15 protein-coding genes are annotated in these 21,845 nt (G+C 72.8%); 7 read left to right on the forward strand and 8 right to left on the reverse strand.

Features of this window, described 5'->3' with window-relative positions:
• Positions 1-199: 199 nt before the first annotated feature.
• The 3 genes from ACVW19_RS03665 to ACVW19_RS03675 all read left to right on the forward strand — a co-directional run bounded on the left by ACVW19_RS03665 (position 200) and on the right by ACVW19_RS03675 (position 4,620).
• Positions 200-1,774 (forward strand): alpha/beta hydrolase, encoded by a 1,575-nt coding sequence (locus ACVW19_RS03665; protein ID WP_457456508.1) that lies wholly within the window; start codon positions 200-202, stop codon positions 1,772-1,774.
• A 72-nt stretch (positions 1,775-1,846) separates the two neighbouring features.
• Positions 1,847-2,941, forward strand: a complete 1,095-nt coding sequence (locus ACVW19_RS03670; RefSeq protein ID WP_457456510.1) for a baeRF3 domain-containing protein — start codon at positions 1,847-1,849, stop codon at positions 2,939-2,941.
• Between the two features lie 272 nt (positions 2,942-3,213).
• Positions 3,214-4,620: a PP2C family protein-serine/threonine phosphatase gene (locus ACVW19_RS03675; protein ID WP_457456511.1), complete on the forward strand. Its 1,407-nt coding sequence runs from the start codon at positions 3,214-3,216 to the stop codon at positions 4,618-4,620.
• Between the two features lie 20 nt (positions 4,621-4,640).
• On the opposite strand, the gene ACVW19_RS03680 is transcribed toward ACVW19_RS03675, so the two are convergent.
• Positions 4,641-6,137 (reverse strand): DNA-binding protein NsdB, encoded by a 1,497-nt coding sequence (locus ACVW19_RS03680; protein WP_457456512.1) that lies wholly within the window; start codon positions 6,135-6,137, stop codon positions 4,641-4,643.
• Between the two features lie 235 nt (positions 6,138-6,372).
• Here ACVW19_RS03680 and ACVW19_RS03685 point away from each other — a divergent pair, with 235 nt between their 5' ends.
• Complete coding sequence (locus ACVW19_RS03685) at positions 6,373-7,497, forward strand: aminoglycoside phosphotransferase family protein (protein WP_457456514.1); 1,125 nt, start codon at positions 6,373-6,375, stop codon at positions 7,495-7,497.
• Positions 7,498-7,754: 257 nt separating this feature from the next.
• Entirely contained in the window at positions 7,755-9,764 is a 2,010-nt protein-coding gene (locus tag ACVW19_RS03690) for an N-acetylmuramoyl-L-alanine amidase (protein WP_457456516.1), read from the forward strand.
• Between the two features lie 65 nt (positions 9,765-9,829).
• On the opposite strand, the gene ACVW19_RS03695 is transcribed toward ACVW19_RS03690, so the two are convergent.
• The 3 genes from ACVW19_RS03695 to ACVW19_RS03705 all read right to left on the reverse strand — a co-directional run bounded on the left by ACVW19_RS03695 (position 9,830) and on the right by ACVW19_RS03705 (position 11,727).
• Positions 9,830-10,327 (reverse strand): hypothetical protein, encoded by a 498-nt coding sequence (locus ACVW19_RS03695; RefSeq protein WP_457456517.1) that lies wholly within the window; start codon positions 10,325-10,327, stop codon positions 9,830-9,832.
• A gap of 81 nt (positions 10,328-10,408) precedes the next feature.
• Entirely contained in the window at positions 10,409-11,326 is a 918-nt protein-coding gene (locus ACVW19_RS03700; RefSeq protein ID WP_457456518.1) for a universal stress protein, read from the reverse strand.
• A gap of 158 nt (positions 11,327-11,484) precedes the next feature.
• A complete protein-coding gene (locus tag ACVW19_RS03705) occupies positions 11,485-11,727 on the reverse strand; it encodes a DUF397 domain-containing protein (RefSeq protein ID WP_202280582.1) in 243 nt (80 codons plus the stop codon).
• Positions 11,728-11,975: 248 nt separating this feature from the next.
• Here ACVW19_RS03705 and ACVW19_RS03710 point away from each other — a divergent pair, with 248 nt between their 5' ends.
• Positions 11,976-13,796 (forward strand): sulfatase, encoded by a 1,821-nt coding sequence (locus ACVW19_RS03710; RefSeq protein ID WP_457456521.1) that lies wholly within the window; start codon positions 11,976-11,978, stop codon positions 13,794-13,796.
• Between the two features lie 46 nt (positions 13,797-13,842).
• On the opposite strand, the gene ACVW19_RS03715 is transcribed toward ACVW19_RS03710, so the two are convergent.
• Complete coding sequence (locus ACVW19_RS03715; RefSeq protein WP_457456523.1) at positions 13,843-15,339, reverse strand: acyl-CoA synthetase; 1,497 nt, start codon at positions 15,337-15,339, stop codon at positions 13,843-13,845.
• A gap of 171 nt (positions 15,340-15,510) precedes the next feature.
• Between ACVW19_RS03715 and ACVW19_RS03720 the strand changes: the two genes are divergently transcribed.
• Entirely contained in the window at positions 15,511-17,298 is a 1,788-nt protein-coding gene (locus ACVW19_RS03720; protein ID WP_457456525.1) for a serine hydrolase, read from the forward strand.
• 43 nt (positions 17,299-17,341) lie between these two features.
• Here the strand turns inward: ACVW19_RS03720 and ACVW19_RS03725 are convergent, their stop codons facing one another.
• From ACVW19_RS03725 to ACVW19_RS03735, 3 genes are all read right to left on the reverse strand, one after another.
• On the reverse strand, positions 17,342-18,904 hold the full coding sequence (locus ACVW19_RS03725; RefSeq protein ID WP_457456526.1) for a phytoene desaturase family protein: 1,563 nt from the start codon (positions 18,902-18,904) through the stop codon (positions 17,342-17,344).
• An 83-nt stretch (positions 18,905-18,987) separates the two neighbouring features.
• Positions 18,988-21,282 (reverse strand): tetratricopeptide repeat protein, encoded by a 2,295-nt coding sequence (locus ACVW19_RS03730; RefSeq protein WP_457456528.1) that lies wholly within the window; start codon positions 21,280-21,282, stop codon positions 18,988-18,990.
• A gap of 236 nt (positions 21,283-21,518) precedes the next feature.
• Positions 21,519-21,770: a hypothetical protein gene (locus ACVW19_RS03735; RefSeq protein WP_457456530.1), complete on the reverse strand. Its 252-nt coding sequence runs from the start codon at positions 21,768-21,770 to the stop codon at positions 21,519-21,521.
• Between the last annotated feature and the right edge of the window lie 75 nt (positions 21,771-21,845).

Genomic DNA, 21,845 nt, shown 5'->3' on the forward strand with positions numbered 1-21,845 from the left:
ACGGACGGCGGACGGCGGCTGCGACGGTGCAGGGCGCCTTCGCCCAGGAGGAGCGCCGCTCCCGTGTCGGCGGACCCCGGAAACGCCGGGCCCGCCACCGGGCGGGGCCGTCCGGCCGACAGGCGGGGCCTCCGGGGCCCCCTTATGGTGATCGAGGGCGCCGTGTCCGGTCCGCTCTGGGGCGTCCCTGGAGGCATCGATGCTGGCCAAGCCGTCAACGCGACCCTCGGTCCGGCGCTGCGTGGTCACCGGAGCAGTCGGACTGGCCCTGCTGAGCATGGGTCTCCCGGCCGCCGCTGCCGCGGACGGGGACCTCGACCGGTTCTACGACCAGAAGATCAAGTGGTCGGCGTGCGAGAGCACGGACATGCCCGAGGACCTGCAGTGCGGGAAGATCACCGTCCCCGTCGACTACGCCGAGCCCGACGAGGGCTCCCTCGACCTGGCCCTCGCCCGCTACCGGGGCACCGGCGACCCGCGCCGCTCGGTGGTGCTGAACTTCGGCGGGCCGGGGGGCTCGGGCGTCCTCGGACTCGCCCGTGCCGGCAAGGAGTTCATGGGTCTCACCGACGGGTACGACGTGGTGTCCTTCGACCCTCGCGGTGTCGGCCGCTCCTCACCGGTCAGCTGCGGCACTCAGGCCACCGGTCAGGCGCTGGAGGCGACCGGCGGCGAGAACACGTCCGATCCGCGGGACGTACTCACCCGGTTGCGTGAGGTGGCCGCCGAGTGCGCCGAGCACTCGGGCCCGGTGCTCCCGCACATCGGCACCGTGAACGTCGCGCGGGACCTGGACGTGCTGCGCGAGGTGCTCGGCAACAAGAAGCTCAACTACCTGGGGTTCTCCTACGGAACCCGGCTGGCCTCGGTGTACGCCGCCCGATTCCCCGAGAGGGTGGGGCGGTTGGTACTGGACGGGGTGGACACCCTGACCGAACCACTGGCCGAGCAAGGGCTGGCGAGCGTCAGGGGGCAGCAGCTCGCGCTCGAACACTTCCTGACCTGGTGCACAAAGGACATTGCCTGTCCGTTCGGCCAGGACCCGCGCGGAGCACGGGAGTTGGCCGTGAAGCTGGTCGCCTCGCTCGACGAGAACCCGGTACCGACGGACTTCGGTCACGAGTTCACCGGCCAGGACCTCGCGGGCGCCATGGCGCAGGGCCTCTACAGCAGGGAACTGTGGCCGTTGCTGCAACGGGCGCTCGCGCAGCTGATGGAGGACGGGGACACGCGCGGGGTGGAGGCCTTCGCCACCGGCGGGGTGACGCTCCCCGTACCGCAGCGGGAGAACGACCCGCTCGTCGACGAGGAGGACGTCCCCCTGGACAACCTCCCCGCCGCACTGATGGCGGTGAACTGCGCGGACGATCCCGACCGCCCGGCCGCCGAGCAGGTGACCCGGGACCTCTCCCGACTGCGCACCGCCTACGAGAAGGCCTCACCGGTCTTCGGCCGCTACCGGCTCGCCCAGGTGCTGATGTGCCACGGCCGCCCCAAGGGGACCGACTACATCCGCGAGGAGGTCAAGAACGTCGACACTCCGAAGATGCTGCTGGTCGGTACGCGGGGCGACCCGGCCACGCCGTACCGGTGGACGGTGGAGACGGCCGAGCGGCTCGGCTCCTCGGCGGTGGTGCTGGACAACCGGGGCGAGGGCCACACCGGCTACGGATCGTCCGACTGCGTGCACCGCAAGGTCGACGACTTCCTGCTCTACGGTTCGCTGCCGCCCAGCGGCAGCTCGTGCGGCTCCGAGGACGACCTCCGCGGGTGAGTCCGATCGCGGTGCATCGACGGCGGGATTGCCCCAAATGCCCTCTCGGTGAATCGGTTCTATGGTTCTCTCATGGAGCACGATCTGAGTCCCGCGACCCTTGCCGAGCTTCGTCGCCCGCGCCCCTACCCCGCGGTGTCGGTACTGACACCGACACACCGGCGCGAGCCCCTCAACGCCCAGGATCCGGTGCGGCTGCGCAACGTGGTGGCCGAGGCCAAGAAACAGCTGGAGGCCGATCCCGCGGTCACCCGGGACCGGCGCAGCGAGGTCGCCCTGCAGCTCGACCGGGCGCTGGCCGAGGTCGATCTGACGCACACCGAGGACGGGCTGGTCATCTTCGCCGCTCCGGGTGAGCACCAGGTGTGGTCACTCGCCCGTTCCGTACCGGAGCGCGTGGTGCTCTCGGACACCTTCCTCACCCGCAACCTGGTGTCCGCCCACACGGCGGAGCGCCCCTTCTGGGCGCTGTCGCTCTCCCCCGACCGGGCCACGCTGTGGAGCGGCGGCGTGGACCGGGTCGCCGAGGAGCACCTCGGCGCCTTCCCGCTGGTCCGGACCGTGGAGAACTTCGACCCCGAGCGCCTGGAGCGGGTCGGCGACCAGCCGAGTTCCTACCAGGACGAGGGCACCCGCCGGTTCCTTCGCGAGACCGACACCGCGATGCGCGCGGTGCTGCGTGAGCATCCCCGGCCTCTGTACGTCACCGGCGAACCGGCCGCGCTGTCCCTGCTGGGCGAGGTGGGCGGCGTGGCCCGGGATGCGGTGCACGTCCAGCACGGCGGGCTCGCGCACGGCACGCCCGACGCGGTGTGGCAGGCCCTGCGTCCGGTACTCGAGAGCGAAGCGCGCAAGAGCACCGAGGAGGTCGTCCGGGCCCTGGAGACGGCCCGCGGGCGCAAGGAGTTCGCGGCCGGCATCGACGAGCTGTGGCAGAACGCCCGGGACGGCCGGGTCCGGCTGCTGGCCGTCGAGGAGAACTTCCGGGTGACGGTGCGCGACACGGGTGAGCATCTGGTCCTCGCCGAGACCGGCGACCTGGACGCCCGCGAGGACATCGTGGACGAGATCGTCGAGCAGTGCCTGGAGACCGGCGCCGAGGTCCGCTTCGTCCCGGACGGGACACTGGGGAACGCGGACCGGATCGCGGGCGCACTGCGGTACTGAGTGCGGACAGACGCCCGTCCGTCGAACAGGCGAGTGAACGACGGACGGGCGCCGAACGCACCTTCAAGTAACCTTCGCATCAACGGAGTTGCTCCGCCCAATGGGCATCCGGCACCTACCTCCGGGTAACTCCACGAAGACGGTGGCATATGCCACCGACATGACCTTGGGGCGTCTTGCCGAATCCCTTACAGGGCGTGGCGTGCTGTGCCACAGTCGTAACGGTCCCTCCGTCCGCCTCTGGCCCGAACCGTCCCACATCGGAGTGCGTCATGCCGTCCCACCTCTCCGCGGACCGCTCAGCCGCCCAGCCGTCAGGACGCGGCCCGGTCGACGCGCTCATCTCGCAGACCCGGCGGCTCAGGGGCGACGTGGACGCCGTACGGCGCGACACCGCGGCCGACACCTCGGACCCGAAGGACCGTTGGCAACGCGCACTGTACGACCTGGCGCTGCACCAGCTCAACGACCTGGACGAGCACCTGGCCCAACTGCGGGACGGCCCGCTGCCCGTACCGGCGCCGACCGGGCCCGCCGCCCCGCCCCGGCACGAATCCCTGCTCAGCCGGGTCGGCAGTGCCGAGTGGAACCTGCTGACGGATGAGGCCAGTTGGTCCGGGGAGCTGTACCGCATCCTGGACCGCGACCCGGCCGCTCCCCCGCTCACCCTCGACGAACTGCCGTCCCTCGTGCACGACGAGGACCGGCCGAAGCTCACCGCGATGGTCACGGGCTGTCTCGTCGACGCCCGGCCCATCGACGGGGAGTTCCGGCTGCTACGTCCCGAGGGCAGCGTCCGGACGGTGCACATGATGGGCGAACCGGTCCTCGGGGCCGACGGCAGCACCGCCTCGATGTGGGCCGTACTGCGGGACGTCAGCGAACTGCGCCGCTACCGAGGCGCGGTCAACGAGACCCGTGAATCGCTGCACCACCACCGACAGGCCGCGGCGCGAACCGGGCAACGGCCCGCGATCGAGCCGCAGGAAGCCGTGCCGCCCCCATGGCACGGCTCCCTGCCCCTCCCGCACCGGGGCCCGCGAACCCTGGACCTCGCCGCCCGGCACCTCCCGTCGCCTGCCGGAGCACCGGCCGGGGGCGCCTGGTACGACACCCTCGAACTGTCCGACGGCACCGCCCTGCTCAGCGTCGGTGAGCTGACCGGGCAGGACGCCGGCCCGTCGTCGGGCATGACGATGCTGCTCGGCGCGATGCGCGGCCTGGCGATGGCCGGCACCGCACCGGGTCCGCTGCTGGCGTGCCTCAACCGGTTACTCGACGCCACCGGGCAACCGGCCCTCGGCAGTGGCCTCTGCCTGTACTACCGGCCCGACACCCGCTCGCTGGTGTGGGCGCGGGCCGGACGCCCCGTCCCGCTGCTGTTCCGCGGCGGAAGGGGGCGCGCCCTGGTCACCCCGGAGGGCGACCGGCTCGGCGCCTCCCCGGCCGCCCGCTGCGGGCAGGCCGAGGAGACCCTCGAAGTCGGCGATGTGCTGGTGCTGCACACCGACGGGCTGGTGCCCGGGCGGGCCGGTGCCGTGCCGCATCTCCTCGGGCTGGCCCCGCAGTTCACCGGCGACCGCACCGCGCGGGACTGCCTGTCGGTCGTTCTGCGGGAGTTCGGCGACACCCCGCGCGAGGAAGAGGCCTGCGTGCTCGTCGCCCGCGTGACCTCGTAGGAAGACCCTCCACAACTCCGTTATGCCGGTGTGCTGTTGCCGCCCTTCCCCCTGGGCCTCGGCAGGGCCTGCCTGATCTCCTCCCGCAGTTCCTGGATCCTCGGGTACGAGGAGTACTCGGCGGTGAGCCGGTACATCTGGCGCAGCCGGTCCCAGGTGCGGCGCGAGGAGTTGGAGCCCATCGACATCAGCGCGAGACGTGCGTACCGGTCGGCCTGCTCCGGGTCGTCCGCGATGAAGCAGGCGGAGGCCATGGAGAGATGGTCGAAGATCTTCGACCGCTCCCGGCCGTCGATGCGCAGGGACAACGCCTTCTCCGCGTAGTGCTGAGCGTGCGCGGCCGCCCCCGGCTCGAACTCGGCCAGCGTGCGGTAGGCCAGGGCCTGCATGCCGTACAGATCCTCGTCCTTGAAGGTCTGCATCCAGTCCGGCTGCTCCAGATCCGCCCCCCGGTCGGAGACGAACAGGTCCTCGGCCCGGCCCAGGGTGCGGCGCATCGCCTGTCCCTTGCCCATGGACGCCTGCGCCCAGGCCTCGATGGTGTGGAACATCGCGCGGGTGCGGGGCAGCAACTCCTCCCCCGACCCCGACTGGGCGAGCTTCAGCAGGTCCAGGGCGTCGTCGGGCCGGCCCAGGTGCACCATCTGGCGGGCCGCACGGGACAGCGCCTCACCCGCGCGCGGCCGGTCACCGCCCTCTCTGGCGGCGTGCGCCGCGATGACGAAGTACTTCTGGGCCGTGGGTTCCAGGCCGACGTCGTGCGACATCCAGCCGGCCAGGACGGCGAGGTTGGCGGCGACGCCCCACAGGCGCCGCTGGAGATGGGGTGGGTGGTGGTAGGCGAGCATGCCGCCCACCTCGTTGAGCTGGCCGACCACCGCCTTGCGCTGAAGGCCGCCGCCCCGGGCGGCGTCCCAGGCGCGGAACACCTCCACGGAGCGCTCGAGTTCCTCGATCTCCTGAGACCCGATGGGAGTGGCCTCGTAGCGGTCGAACCCGACGGAGTCGGCGTGCAGCGGATGGTCGATTCGGGGAGCGTCGGTGGTCAGTGCCGGATCGGTGTGCAGCCAGTCGTGCATGGCGCTGCTGAGTGCGGATCCGGCGGAGAGCGCGGCGCCCGCGCCCACCAAGCCGCGTCGGTTGAGCATGAGGTCCATTCCCGTGAATTCGGTGAGGACCTCGGCTGTCCGCTCGGGCGCCCACGGCACTCCGTCGGGATGTTCCGCACTCCCGCCGCGTGGCCGTTTCCCCGTACGCCCGTGCCGGACCAGACCGAGATCCTCGATGGTCACGACACGGCCGAGACGCTCGGTGAACAGGGCCGCCAACACCCTCGGCACGGGATCGCGCGGGATCTCTCCCATGTCGATCCACCGCCGCACCCGGGAGGTGTCGGTCGCCAGCTGGGGGTGGCCCATGGCCGCCGCCTGCCGGTTGACCAGCCTCGCGAGTTCGCCCTTGGACCAGCCGGCCAGGCCGAACAGGTCCGAGAGCCGGGTGTTGGGTTGTCCGCTCACGTCAAGCCCCCAGGTTCTCGGCTGAGTTGACAGTAGCCCCGTGCGAGTTGCCGGGCGACTATTCGCCAGGGTTCGCCAGGGTTCGCCAGATGGTGTGCCAGGGGGCATCGGGTGTCGAGTAGGAACGCGCCACCACGACCCGGTCTCCGCCGGGGGCATTCCCCAGGGTGCGCCTGGGCGACCGGGCCGGGTGGCGCGATGACGTCGCAGGCACACGAAGGGATCTGTATCGCCCATGTACGCAGCATCGTCCTCCGTGTCCGCACCGCCCAGGCCACTGCGTCCGCGTCCGTCGGACAACGGCCCCTACCTCGCCCCCGCGCGCCCGGCGGCCACCGTGCCTGGTCCGGGCAAGGTACGGCGCGCTCCGGGCGCCGGCCCCCAGCCGCTCAGTGGCAGGCTCGACCTGTCCGGGCCCCAGGGCGCCCAGTTGCGCACGGCGATCGCGTCGGTGCACCGTATCTGTCCGGAGTTCGCACCGGTGCAGGTGCTGCGCCGCAGCGGCCGGTCCATCCTCCTGGTCGGGACGACCGGCCGGAGCACCGCGGTGGCCAAGTGCTTAACGGATCACTCCCCCGCCTGGTCCGAGCGGTTCCGGCACGAGATAGCGGCGTACCGCTCGTTCGTCCGGCATCGCCCCCCCGTGCGGGCGCCCCGGCTGATCGCGGCGGATCCGGACAACTGCACCCTGGTGATCGAGCGGATGCCCGGCCGGGCGGCGGCGCTCCAGCGGCACCCGGTGGAGGCACCACCGCGAGCGGACATCAAGGCGGCGCTCGGCGCGATCTGCCGGCTGAACGGGTGGCGCCCGCCGGCCGGGACCTTCGACGCCCCGCTGGACTACGCGGCACGGATCGCCCGCTATCACGAGCTGGGCCTGCTCACCGACCGGGACATGGGCGATCTGCAGAAACTGCTGCACGGCATCGCGCACGCGGCCGGGCGCCACGGCATGGGCCAGTTCTGTCACGGCGACGCGTTGCTCTCCAACATCCTGATCTCACCGGCCGGTCCAGTGCTGGTGGACTGGGAACACGCGGGCTGGTACCTGCCGGGCTACGACCTGGCGACCCTGTGGGCGGTGCTCGGGGACGCGCCGGCGGCCCGGCGGCAGATCAGCCAGATCGCGCAGTCGGCGGGCCATGCCTCACGCGACGCGTTCCTGGTGAACCTGATGCTGGTGCTGACGCGTGAGATCCGTACCTACGAGACGGCCGTGCAGCGTTCGATGCGCGAGGGGGGCCCGGTGGGACCGGGCCCGGCCCAGCACGGTGAGGAGCAGCGGCTGCTGCTGCGGCGCCTGCACGACGACTGCCAGATGGCCCGCCGGGCCGTGCGCGCGGCGGTCGGCACTCGCTGACCGGGACGGGTGAGAGGTCCGCGGCATCTCCCGAAGGGGAGCGCCGCGGACCTCTCACCCGTCCCTATGTGTTCCCCACGTGTGCCCCGCGCTTCGACCGCGCCGCGGCCCTGGCTCGCCGCCACGACCCGCGGCCCGATTGCCGGGGAATCCCGCTCCTTCTGGGCATGATTGACGGATCATCGGCACGCCGGTAGCACCATCCGACCGCCGATCCCGCACGGTTCATCCCGACCGATCGTCCCCAGGAGACTGTGTTGCGAGGATCTCCCCCCACCGAATCCGGCCGTGCGGCGGCCGGGTATCGCCGTTCCCGCCGTACCACCGGCGCCCTGGCCGCGGCTGCGCTCACGCTGCCGCTGCTCGGCGCGGCCCCGTCCGGGGCCCGCCCGGACCCGACCCCACCGGACGCGACCCGGCTGCAGCAGGCGTTCAGTGCCGCGGCCGCCACGTACGAGGTACCGCGGAGCGTGCTGCTGGGCGTCTCCTACCTCCAGTCCCGCTGGGACACGCACGCCGGAGCGCCGAGTGTGACCGGCGGCTACGGCCCGATGCACCTCACGGACGCCCGTACCGCGCTGGCGGCGACGTCGCATCACGACGAGGGGGCGGAGGACCCCCGGGGTGACGCCGCCCGCCCCGCGCTGCGGCCCGGGAAACGGCGTGCCGAGGCACTGCGCTTCGCCGCGCTGCCGCCGCGCACCGGCTCGGTCCCGGACCGTCTGGCCACCCTGCCGAGGGCGGCCGAGCTGACCGGGCTGAGCGCCGCGCGGCTGCGTGAGGACCCTGCCGCGAACGTGGCGGGCGGCGCCGCGCTGCTGGCCGAGGCCCAGCGGGAGCTGGGCGAGCCGCCGAGCGAGGACCCGGCCGACTGGTACGGCGCGGTGGCCCGTTTCTCCGGGGCGGACGACACGGCGTCGGCGGCTGCGTACGCGAACGACGTCTACGCGGTGATCCGCGCCGGTGCGCGGCGCGTCACGGACGCGGGACAAGAGGTCGCGCTGACCGCCCGTGCGGACCTCGTCCCGGACCGGTCCGCGCCGGCCCGCACCGGTCTGCGTACCGCCTCCGCCGCCACCACGGAGTGTCCCGAGACGGTGTCCTGCGAGTGGGTCCCGGCACCGTACGAGGAGTTCGGGGACGGCGACTACGGCAACCACGACCTGGGGGACCGGCCTGCCTCGCAGCCCATCCGGTACATCGTCGTCCATGACACCGAGGGCGCCTGGGAGGGCGTTCTCGACATGGTGCGGGATCCCACCTACGTGTCGTGGAACTACAGTCTGCGCTCGACCGACGGCCACATCGCCCAGCATGTGAAGGCCAAGGACATCACCTGGCACGCGGGCAACTGGTACGTCAACGCCGGGTCGATCGGGCTGGAGCACGAGGGCTTCCTGGCGGAGCCCGACGCCTGGTACACCGAGGCCATGTACCGTTCCTCGGCCCGCCTGGTGCGGTATCTCGCCGAGAAGTACGACATCCCCCTGGACCGGCAGCACATCCTGGGCCACGACACCGTGCCCGGTCCGACCACGGAGGCCGTGTCCGGCATGCACACCGACCCCGGGCCCTACTGGGACTGGGCGCACTACTTCGCGCTGCTGGGCCGGCCCTTCGAGGCCACCGCCGGCGAGGACGGCGCACTGGTGACGATCCGTCCCGACTACGCCACCCACGGCCCGGTGTTCACGGGCTGCGGGAGCGCCGTCGACCCGTGCGCGGTGCACGGGTCCAGCGCGGTGCGCCTGCACTCCGACCACGACGAGAAGTCCCCCCTGATCAGGGACGGCGGTCTGGGTTCGGCCCCGACGACCGGGGTGAACGACCTGTCCTCACGGGTGTCGACCGGCCAGCAGTACGCGGTCGCCGACCGGTGGGGCGACTGGACCGCCATCTGGTACCTGGGGCAGAAGGCCTGGTTCAGGAACCCGCAGGAGCGGCCCACCGCGGTGCCCGCCGCGGGCCGGGTCGTGACCCCGAGGAAGGGTCTGGACTCCGTGCCGGTGTACGGGCGCGCCTACCCGGAGGAGGCCGCCTACCCGGCGGAGGTGCCCGTGCAGAAGGTGTCCCCGCTGCCGTACAGGCTGCCGAAGGGCCAGGAGTACGTCACCGCGGGCAAGGTGCCCGGTGAGTACCTGTACGCGGTGACCTTCGACGAGGCCTCGCACCGGGTGGTCAGGGGCGAGGACCTGTACTACCAGATCCAGTACGGCCACCGGATCGCCTTCGTACGGGCGGCGGACGTGACGGTGAAGTCCTCGTAGCACCGCCCCGGTCCCGGCCCGTACCCGGGCCGGGACCGGGGTGGAAACGAATCAGCCGGTCCGGGTCAGCCCTGCTGGAACAGTTCCGCGGGCAGCGGCTTGAGGAGGGTGTACAGGTCGTCGGTGATGGGACGGTCCCAGGCGGCGATGGTGACCAGGACGTTGTCGCTGCGGTCGAACTGCACGCAGGAGATCCGGCTCTCGGAGAGTTTCACGCGGCGCACGATCAGCAGGTTGTCGCCCTGCATCACGGGCACGTCCTCGGTGCCGACGACGGTCACCTCCTCGTCGTTCTCCAGCGCCAGCAGCAGCTGCGCCACCTCGAAGGGGACCTCGCCCTCGGCGACCTCACGGGCCGCGGAGCCCTCCGGCAGATTGCCGATGATCATGGCGGGGCCACGACCGCCGAACAGGTCGTAGCGCAGGAAGACGCCCTGGCAGGTGCCGTCGGGGGCGGGCAGCAGGCCGGCGCCCAGGTTTCCGGGCCAGTCGCCCGGGTCCATGGCCAGTACGTCGAAGTCGGGCCCGGCGGGAGTGGCGCTGCGGCGGCGGAGGAACGACATGCCGCAATGGTACGTGCCCGCACCCGCCGACGGGCGGCCGGGCAACGCCCGCTGCTCCCCGGGGCGGGCACGCTCCGGGAGCTACTCCTCCGGAGGCGCCGGTGGGACGACCGCGACGGGGCCGGCCGCGTGCAGCAGGACGGCCTGGGTGACGGAGCCCATCATGCGGGCCGGTACCAGCAGGCGTCGTCGGTGGCGCCCCACGACGACCAGTTCGGCGTTCTCGGAGGCCGCGACCAGATGTCCGGCGGCATCACCGGGCAGCACCAGGACCTCGGCGACGACTCCGGGGTGCCGTTCGCGGTGCGGGGCGAGGCATCCGCGGGCGAGGGCCCGGGACTCGTGCTCGACGGCGCCCTGGTCGATCTGCGGCGCCGGCATCTCCCCGGGCAGCATCCAGGTCTGCGGGGGCCACGGGTAGGCGGCGACGATCCGGAGCCGGGCGTCGCGCAGGGCGGCCTCGTCGAAGGCGTGAGCGAGGGCGGCCTCGTCGGGGCTGTCGACGTTCAGTCCGACGACCACGAACGGGCCGTCCTTGTCGGTGCCGACGGGCGTGTCGGTGCCGGTCCCGGACCCCCGTCCGGGCCGGGGCACCACGACGACGGGGCATTCGGCGTCCCGGGCCGCGGCCAGGGAGTTGGAGCCGAGCAGCAGACTGGCGAACCCGCCGCGGCCCCGGGAGCCGAGCACCAGCAGCTGCGCGGTGGCGCCGAGTTCGGGGAGGACGGCGCCGGGAGCCCCGTCCAGGGCGACGAAATCGACGGCGGGGAGCCCGGTCCGTCCCGCCAGCCGGGCGCGGGCCAGATCGAGGACCGGGTCCTCCTCGGGGGCGGGCGGTCCGGCGGCCAGCACCTCGGGCTGGCCCCAGGCGGCGTACTGACGGACGTGCACCACCCTCAGCGTGGCCTCACGCCGGCGCGCGGCGTCGATGGCCCACTCCAGGGCGCGCAGACTGCCGTCCGAACCGTCGACCGCCGCGACGACCGGCTGGGTGCTCATGGGGTTCCTCACTTCCGGACCACGACCCGCACGTTCCCGGGCCGGCCTGGCTCAGGCCCGGTCCCGGAAGGGTATCCCTGGTCGTATGTCCGGAAGTATCGGCGGCCACACCCGGCGCCACGGCCGTTCCGCTCCGCGGCAGGGCGTACGCGCCCGGCTCACGTCAGGTCGAACTCCCCCTCCCGGGCTCCCGACACGAATGCGCCCCACTCGGCCGGGGTGAAGATCAGGGAAGGGCTCTGCGGGCGGCCACTGTTCCGCATGGCGATGAAGCCTTCCACGAAGGCGATCTGGACATCCCCCAGGCCTCGGCTGCCGGACTGCCACTGCGCGTTGCTGAGGTCCAGGTCAGGCTTGTCCCAGCCGGTGAGCGGTCGCTGCTGGGTGGTGCTGTCGGCCACGTCCGTGCTCCTCCCGATTTCCGTCGTCCGCGGCCAGCCTAGCGATCGGTTCCGGCCCCCGACAGGTCACGTCGGCGCCCGTTTCCGGGGCGCGGCGGGCGGGTGGATCCGGGCCGTCGAATCCGGGCCGGTGAATCACGCGGGCGCGATTGAACGCGGGGTGACATGCGAACGTACTGATGGCAGCAGGCCCGTCCACCGGGCCCGGTTTGCCATGCCATCGCAGTACCGCACGGAAGGACCCCCGGGTGCAGCTCTTCACTCGCTCCCGTCAGCTGTCGGACACCACCGGGAGCCGAGCGGACCCGGACGACGGCCCCACCGCCTCCGGCGAAACAGCCGGGGAGGCGCCGGAGGGCACGGCACCCGCTCGGTGGAAGCGCCTGCGCCGGCGTCACCCGCGTGCGGCCCGCGGCATCACGGTCGGGACGACCGTGATGGCCGGGGCGCTCCTGCTCTTCGCCCTCCTCGTGCCGAACCGCGTGGAGCGGCTCACGTTCGAGGCGTTCCTCCGTGTACCGGCCGAGGGAATCCTGCTGGCTACCCTGCTGCTCGCGCTGCCGCCGAAGCCCCGGCGGATCACCGCGGTGGTCTCGGGCGTCCTCCTCGGACTGCTCACCGTCCTGAAGATGGTGGACATGGGCTTCTACCAGGTACTGGCCCGGCCGTTCGACCTGGTGCTCGACTGGATCCTGCTCGAGCACGCGGCGGAGTTCGTACGGGAGTCGTTCGGCCGGGGCGGGCAGATCCTCGCCGTGATCGGGCTGATCGTCCTGTTCGTCGCCCTGCTGGTGCTGATGACACTGGCAGCGGTACGGATCACGAACCTGATGGTGCGCCACCGCCCCGCCGCCGCCCGCACCACGCTGGTCCTCGGCGTCGCGTGGATCACCTGCGTCACTCTGGGCGTGCAGGTCACCGGCGTCCCGCTGGCCACCAAGGGCACCGCGGAGATGCTGGGCAACCGGGTGGAGCAGATGCGCGCGGGCATCAAGGACGGGCGGGTCTTCAGACAGCAGGCCGCGGCCGACGCCTTCGCCGACACTCCGCCCGACCAGCTGTTCACGGGACTGCGCGGCAAGGACGTCCTGTTCACGTTCATCGAGAGCTACGGCCGGGTCGCGATCGACGACCCGGCGATGGCGGAGCCGGTCGACGCGGTACTGAAGGAGGGCACCGGCACCCTGGAGGCCGCCGGTTTCGAGGCGCGCAGCGGCTGGCTCGAGTCACCGGTGACGGGCGCGGGCAGCTGGCTCGCCCACTCCACCTTCCTGTCCGGCCTGTGGATCAAGAACCAGCAGCGCTACCGCAGCCTCACCACCAGCGACCGCATGACCCTCACCAACTACTTCCGCAAGGCCGGTGACTGGCGCACCGTCGGCATCGTGCCCGGGGTGCGGCGGGCCTGGCCGGAGGGCAAGTACTTCGGCCTGGACCACATCTACGACTCCGAGCACCTCGGCTACCAGGGGCCGTACTTCAGCTGGACGCCGGTGCCCGACCAGTTCAGCATGGAGGCCTTCGAGCGCCTGGAGCACGGCAGGAAGGACCGCGAGCCGATCATGGCGGAGATCATCCTCGCCTCCAGCCACAACCCGTGGTCCCCCAACGCCCGCATGATCGACTGGGACGACCTCGGTGACGGCTCCGTGTTCCACGAGATCAAGAAGGAGGGCACCGATCCCAAGGAGGTCTGGCAGGACCCGGAGAGGGTACGCACCGAGTACCGCAAGTCCGTCGAGTACTCGCTGCGGAGCCTGATCGGGTGGATGGAGCGGTACGGCGACGAGGACACGGTCCTGGTCTTCCTCGGCGACCACCAGCCGGTCCCGACCGTCACCGCCGGGAGCACCAGCAAGGACGTGCCGATCAGCATCGTCGCCAAGGACCCGAAGGTCCTGGACCGGGTGGCCGACTGGAACTGGACCGACGGCCTCAAACCCGCCCCGGCCGCACCCCGTTGGGGCATGGACACCTTCCGGGACCGCTTCATGACGGCGTACGGGCCACAGGGCGGCAGCGGCGGCAGCGTTACCGGAAGCGGCACCGCGCCGCGCCCCGCCGACTGAGCAGGCCTCCCCGGTCCGGTCCGCACCGGCGCGGGCCGGACCACGCTCATCCGGTGAAGCGGTGGCGCAGCTCCCGTTTGAGGATCTTCCCGCTGGCGTTGCGCGGCAGTTCGTCCACGAACAGGACCCTCTTCGGCGCCTTGAAGGACGAGAGCCGTTCGCGCGCGTGCGCGATCAGTTCCTCCTCCGTCGTCTCGCCGCGCGCGACGACGACCGCCGTGACGGCCTCCACCCAGCGGTCGTCGGGGAGGCCGATCACGGCGGCCTCGGCGACCTCCTCGTGCGTGTACAGCGCGTCCTCGACCTGCCGTGAGGCGACCAGGACGCCACCGGAGTTGATGACGTCCTTCACCCGGTCGACGATCGTGAAGTAGCCGTGGGCGTCGCGCACCGCGAGGTCCCCGGAGTGGAACCAGCCGTCACGGAAGGCCTCGGCGGTCTCCTCGGGCTTGTCCCAGTACCCCTCGCACAGCTGCGGCGACCGGTAGACGATCTCACCGGGTGTCCCGTCGGGCACGTCCTTGCCGTCCTCGTCGACCACCCGCGCGTCCACGAACAGGACGGGCCGCCCGCAGGAGTCCATGCGCCCCTTGTGCTCGTCGGGGCCGAGGACGGTGGCCAGCGGGCCGATCTCGCTCTGCCCGAAGCAGTTGTAGACCGCCAGGTCCGGCAGCCGCCGCGTCAGCCGCTCCAGGACCGGCACCGGCATGACGGACGCCCCGTAGTACGCCTTGCGCAGTCCGCTCAGGTCGCGGGTGGCGAAGTCGGGGCGGTCGGACAGGGCGATCCAGACCGTGGGCGGGGCGAACAGGCTGTCCGCGCGGCCCGCCTCGATCAGGTCGAAGATCCGGTCGCCGTCGGGCGCGTCGAGGATGGCACTGGTCGCGCCGACCGCGAGGTAGGGCAGCAGGAAGACGTGCATCTGCGCCGAGTGGTAGAGCGGGAGCGAGTGCACGGGGAGGTCGCCCGCGCCGAGGTCGAGGGCGGTGATGGCGCTCAGGTACTCGTGCACCAGTGCGCGGTGCGTCATCATCGCGCCCTTGGGCCGGGCGGTGGTGCCGGAGGTGTACAGCAGCTGCACCAGGTCCTCGGAGCGCGGCTCGGGGCCGTCGTACGCGGGCGCCCCGGCCAGCAGGTCGAGCAGCGAACCGTCGGCGTCGCGCAGGGGCAGCGTCCGCACCCCGTCCGGGAGCCGTCCGGCGAGGTCGGGGTCGGTGAGGACGAGTGTGCTGCCGGACTGGCCGATCAGGTAGGCGAGGTCGTCGCCGGTCAGGTTCTGGTTGACCGGTACGTGTACCAGGCCCGCGCGGGCGCAGGCGAGGAAGCCGATCAGATAGGCGTCGGAGTTGTGGCCGTAGGCGCCGACCCGGTCCCCGGGGGACAGCCCCTCCGCCCGCAGGACACTCGCCGCCGCCGAGACGGCGGTGTCGAGCGCGTCGTAGGTCCAGGTGCGGTCGCCGTACTCGACTGCGGTACGCGCCGGAGTACGCCGGGCGCTGCGTCGCAGGAGTCCGTCGACCGTGCTTCCGTGTCCGGGCGTCATGACAGATGATCCTCGGTCGATCGGCCGGGGAGGTCAAGGTCTTCGACTTCTCCCGCGACCGCGTACGCCCCATTGACACATCCCGCACCTGACAGGAAAGTTTCACCCCGCAAGGCGATCCCCGAAAGATTCTTTCAGGCCGCCCGCGGCCACGACACGGGAGGAACCCTCATGACGGACGCAGGGTCGAGCGGTCTCACTCGCCGGCAACTCGGCGGGCGCGCACTGGCTTTGGGCGGCGCACTGACCTTCGCCTCCCTCCCGGCCGGCCCCGCGGCAGCGGTCTCGCCGTCGGCGGCGCCGGGCAGCGGGCGCCCGACCCTGCGGCACGGATCGGCCCGGCAGGCCGGCCTGCTCGCGGAGCACCTGGGCCGGCTCGTCACCGACGCCGAGGCGTTCCTCGGCCCGTCCCCCGAACACCCCTGGTACGCGGGCGCCGTGCTGCTCGCCGGACGCGGCGGCACCGTCGCACTCCACCGGCCCGTCGGCATGGCCGTGCGCTACCGGGCGTACGACGAGAAGACCGACACCGGCGTCGAGTTCCCGGCGGACCGGCAGATCCCCATGGCCGAGGACACCGTCTTCGATCTGGCCTCGGTGTCGAAGCTGTTCACCTCCATCCTCGCCGTGCAGCAGATCGAACGGGGCACCCTGGAGCTGGAGGCGACCGTCGCCTCGTATCTGCCGGACTTCGGCCGGGCCGGCAAGACCGACATGACGATCCGTCAACTGCTCACGCACACTTCGGGTTTCCGTCCCTGGATCCCGCTCTACAACGCGCCCACGTACGAGGAGCGCATCCGGCTCGTCCTCGACGAGGCACCGGTCAGCCCTCCGGGCACGGCGTACGCGTACTCGGACCTGAACCTGATCTCGCTCCAGCTGGTGCTGGAGAAGGTCACGGGCCGCACCCTGGACGTCCTGCTCCATGACGACATCACCGGCCCGCTGGGCATGCGGCGCACCCGCTACAACCCGCCCGCCTCCTGGAAGCCGCGGATCGCCGCCACCGAGGACGCCCGCCTGCCCTGGTCCGGCCTCGACCGGGGGCTGGTGTGGGGCGAGGTGCACGACGAGAACGCCTACAGCCTGGGCGGGGTCGCGGGCCACGCGGGCGTGTTCTCGTGCGCCTGGGACCTGGCCGTGCTCGGGCGGACCCTGCTCAACGGCGGCCGCTACGGCCGGGCTCGCGTGCTGAGACCGGAGTCGGTGGACCTGATGTTCACCGACTTCAACACCGGCTTCCCCGGGGACGAGCACGGCCTGGGATTCGAGCTGTACCAGCACTGGTACATGGGTGCGATGGCCACCCCGCGCACGGCGGGTCACACCGGCTTCACCGGCACCGCGCTGGTGCTCGATCCGACCACCGACTCGTTCCTCGTCGTGCTCGGCAACTCTGTTCATCCTGTGCGCAGTTGGCGTTCGGGGTCGGCTCCTCGCGTGGCCGCCGCGAACCGGTTGGCCCGCGCGGTCCCGGTCCGCCCCGCGCAGGGACGCACGGCCTGGTTCTCCGGGATGGCGAGTTCGGCGACGGCGACCCTCACCCTGCCCGCGGTGGACACGTCGTCCGGCGGCGCGCGGCTGCGCTGCGCCCTGTGGTGGGACACCGAGCCGCGCTCCGACGTCCTCACCCTGGAGGCCACGGCGGACGGCGGCGCGACCTGGCAGCCGGTGCCGTTCACCACGGAACGCCGGGGCGGGGAGCCGCAGTGGCACCCCTCGGGCACCGCCACCGGCTGGTCGGGCCGTGCCTGGCACGGACTCGCCGCCGGTCTGCCCGCCGCACGGAGCCTCACCCTGCGCTGGCGCTACGCGACGGACCGGCTGTACGTCGGGCGCGGTGCGTACGTCGACGGGATGCGCGTCGCGACCGGTGACGGCGTGCTGTTCGACGAGGCCCGCCCGGCGGACGCGGCACGCGTCCGGGCCACGGGGTGGAGCCGGTCGGCCGACTGACGCCCGGCCGCCTTCCACCTGTCCTCCCCCTCGGCCCGTCCCGTCAGCCCGCCTCCAGGACCGCCATGGCCGCGTTGTGCCCCGGCACCCCGCTCACCCCGCCGCCGCGCACCGCGCCCGCACCGCACAGCAGGACGTTGGCGTGCCGGGTCTCCACGCCCCACCGGCCGGTGCCGTCCTGGGCGTAGGGCCAGGACAGCGCGCGGTGGAAGATGTTCCCTCCGGGCAGCCCGAGGTCGCGGTCCAGGTCCAGCGGGGTCTTCGCCTCCAGACACGGCCGCCCGTCCGCGTCGGTCGCCAGGCAGTCGGCGAGCGGTTCGGCCAGATGGGCGTCGAGCTGGGCGAGCGTCGACTTCAACAGCTCCTCACGCACGGCGTCGTTGTCCCGTTCGAACAGCCGGGCCGGGGTGTGCAGGCCGAAGAGGGTGAGCGTCTGGTATCCCTGTGCGGCGAGGTCCGGGCCGAGGATCGTCGGGTCGGTGAGCGAGTGGCAGTAGATCTCGGAGGGCGGCGCGGCGGGCAGTTCACCGGCGACGGCCTGCGCGTGCGCGGCGGCCAGTTGCCCGTATCCCTCGGCGATGTGGAAGGTCCCGGCGAACGCCTCGCGCGGGTCGACGGAGCTGTCGCGCAGCCTGGGCAGCCGCTTGAGCAGCATGTTCACCTTGAGCTGGGCGCCCTCGGCCGGGGCGGGGGGTGTGTCGCCGGTCAGCACCGCCAGCTCCCGCGGGGAGGCGTTCACCAGGACGTGCCGGGCGGCGGCGACCCCCTCGCCGTCGGCCGTACGGTGGGTGACCTCGGCCGTGCGCCCGTCCGTGTCGATCCGTACCACCTCGTGACCGGTGGCGATGACGGCACCCGCCTCGCGCGCGGCGGCGGCCAGCGCGTCGGTGAGGGCGCCCATGCCGCCGACCGGCACGTCCCAGTCGCCGGTGCCGCCGCCGATGACGTGGTAGAGGAAGCAGCGGTTCTGCTGGAGCGTGGGGTCGTGTGCGTCGGCGAAGGTGCCGATGAGGGCGTCGGTGAGGACCACCCCCCGCACGAGGTCGTCGGTGAAGCGCTCCTCGACGGCGACACCGATCGGTTCCTCGAACAGGGTCCGCCAGGCCTCCTCGTCGTCGATCGCGTCACGCAGCTCCTCGCGGGTGGGCAGCGGCCCGGTGAGGGTGGGGAAGACCCGCTCGGCGACGCGGCCGGTCATGCCGTAGAAACGCTGCCAGGCCCGGTACTCGCGGTCGGATCCGGTGAGGCGGGCGAACGCCTCGCGGGTGCGCCGCTCGCCGCCGCCGACGAGCAGCCCGGTGGGCCGCCCGTCGCGTTCGACCGGGGTGTAGGAGGAGACGGTGCGGGCGCGTACCCGGAAGTCGAGCCCCAGGTCCTGGACGATCTTTCGGGGCAGCAGGCTGACCAGGTACGAGTACCGGGACAGCCGTGCGTCGACACCGGCGAACGGCCGGGTGGACACCGCCGCCCCGCCCGTGTGGTCCAGCCGCTCCAGCACCAGGACGGAGCGTCCAGCTCGGGCCAGATAGGCGGCGGCGACGAGACCGTTGTGGCCTCCGCCGACGATGACGGCGTCGTACGTCCGGGTTCCCTCGTCTGCGCTCATGTGGTTCTTCGTAGCACGTACGGATCCGCGCCGACCAGGCAGCGGCCCCGTCGGCCACGGCGTCGCGCCGAACCGCCGTGCCGTCAGGCTCCGCCCGCGGCCCGCTGCCGCCGCAGTCCCGCCACCTCGCGGTGCAACGCGGCGGCCGCGGCGCCGTGGCCGAGCTGCTCCAGACAGCGGACCTCGTCGTCGCGGGCGGTGAGGGTGTCGGGGTGGTCCGCGCCGAGGGCGCGTTCCCGGCCGGCGGCCACCTTGCGGTACTCGGCGAGCGCTTCCGCCCAGCGGCCCAGCCAGCCCAGACCGACGGCGACCTCGCGGCGGCTGACCAGGGTGTCCGGATGGTCGGCGCCGAGCACCCCCTCACGCAGGGCGCACACCGCGCGGGACTCGGTGAGGGCCTCCGCCCAGCGGCCGAGCCGGCCGAGGTTGACGCCCAGACCGTGCCGGGCGCGCAGGGTCTCTGGATGGGCGGGGCCCTGGACCCGGGTGCGGTCGTCGACCAGACCGCGGTAGAGGTCGAGGGCCTGTGCGGTGCGACCGAGCCGGCCCAGGCCGATGCCGGTCTCGTAGCGGGCGGCGAGCGTGTCGGGGTGGTCCGGGCCGAGGACCCGCGCGCGGGCCCCGGCGACCTCGCGGTAGGTCTCCAGGGCCTCCGCCCACCGGCCCAACTGTCCGAGCGTGTAGGCGACTTCGTAGCGGGTGACCAGGGTGTCCGGATGTTCGGGGCCGAGCACCCGGGCGCGGGCGGCGGCCACTTCGCACGCCATGCTGTACGAGTCCTCCAGGCGGCCGAGCCTGGAGAGGTTGAAGGCGAGGTTGTGCCGGCAGCGCAAGGTGTCGGGGTGCTCGGCCCCCATGGTGCGCTCGCGGGCCGAGAGCACCGACAGATAGACCTGGTGGGCGTCGAAGGGCCGGCCCAACTGGGCCATGACGTACGCCATTTCCTGACGGGCGGCCAGGGTGTCGGGGTGGTCGGACCCGAGCGCGCGGATACGGGCCTCGGCCACGTGTTTGTACGCGCGCAGCGCGTCGGCGGCGCGGCCGGTGCGGCTGAGGGTGAAGGCGACCTCGTAGCGGCTGGCGAGGGTGTCGGGGTGGTCCGGACCGAGGAGGTGTTCGCGCTCCGCGGCGACCGCGCGGTGCACCTCCCCCGCCTCCGTCCAGCGGCCGAGGCGGCCGAGGCTCAGGCCCGCGTTGTGCCGTCCGGCCAGGGCGGTCAGGGCCTCCGGCGGCGGGGCGGGCCGCTCCCCCTGCGGGGGCGGCTCGGCACGGCCGGTCACCGGGCGGGCGATCCACTCGCCGGACAGTCCGGCCGCCGGATCCGGGGGCGTGGTGCGCGCTCCGGCGACGACCGCCTTGCGGCCGCCGGTCATGCCGCGGGTCCAGGACGGCAGCCGTGGCGCACCCGCCACCGGCTCGGGCGCCGGGGCCGCCGGGGGTGGCAGGGCCACACGTTCGCCCGCACCGGTCGGGCCCGCGGGCTCCGGCCAGACCGTCACCGCGGCCGGCACCGGCAGCCGGGTCGGCGCGGCCCGCAGTGCGCCGACCCGGCGGGCCAGTTCGCGTGCGCTGTCGGGGCGCCGGCCCGGTTCCTTGGCCAGCAGGTCGAGGATGATCCGCTCCAGCCGCTCGGGCAGTTCGGCGCGGTGGCCGCGCGGCGGCCGGGGCGGGGTGTCACGGTGGCCGACGAGGATCGCCCACGCGTCGTCGAGGTCGAACGGGGGCACCCCGGTGGCGATCTCGTAGAGCACGCAGCCGAAGGAGTACAGGTCGCTGCGCCGGTCCACCTCGGTGCCGCTGATCTGCTCCGGCGACATGTAGTGCGGCGTGCCCATCGCGACACCGGTGCCGGTCAGCCGGGACGTGAATCCGATGTCGTGGCCGAGGCGGGCTATGCCGAAGTCGCAGATCTTCACGGTGCCGTCGGCGATCCGCACGATGTTGGCGGGCTTCAGGTCCCGGTGCACGATGCCCTGGTCATGGGTGTACGCGAGGGCGGCGGCGACCTGCTCGGCGATCTCCACGACCTCGTCGACCGGCAGCGGGTGCTGCTTGTTGTCCTCCAGGAGCCGGCTGAGGTCACGTCCCTGCAGCAGTTCCATCACCAGGTACAGCACTCCGTCGGACTCGCCGAAGTCGTGCACGACGGTGATCCCGCGGTGCTGCAGGGACGCCGCCACCCGGGCCTCCCGCCGGAACCGCTCACGCAGTACCCGGCTGAAGGCGTGGTCGTGGTGGGCGTTCAGCGGTTTGAGGCACTTCACGGCGACCTGTCTGCCGAGTGACTCGTCGCGTGCCCGCCACACCTCCCCCATGCCGCCCCGCCCGATCGGATCGAGCAGCCGGTACCGGCCATGGATCAGCCTGCTGTCCCCCATCTCCCGCCCCCGTCGATGTCCAACGCGCCCTCCCCTGGCCCGTCCAGTATGGCGATGTCTCGCCCGATTTTGTACGGCGCCCCCCCTCGCGGCACGCCCCCTCGCGGCACGCCCCTCCTCCGGGGCGCCCGGTGCGGCGGCGATCCCGGCGTCCCGCAGCCCCGAGAAGCGGGAGCCCGGCGACCGCAACGGCCACCGGGCTCCCGGCTCTGTCCACATCCGCCCCGGCCCGCTCTTCACGCGTCCGAGGGCATACGCGCCGTATCGGCGGTGCGCACCGACACCCTGCCCAGGTCGGCGACCGTGGCGACGACCTCCGCCCCCGCGGTGAGCGGGGCGGCGGCCGTGGTCGCACCCGCCGGCACTACGGCACCCGCCGGCAGCGCGATCCCGTGCAGCCGGGCCATCCGCTTGATCGCTTCCAGTGCCCGTTCCGGGTGACCGAGGGTGCCGGCCGACGAACCGGTCGCCACCGCCTCGCCGTCCACGTGCAGGCCGACCGCGAGATCGGCCGGATCGACCGAGCCCGGCTGCTGTCACGGCCCGATCACGGAGGCGCATGC

It is taken from the genome of Streptomyces sp. TE5632, assembly GCF_054061295.1.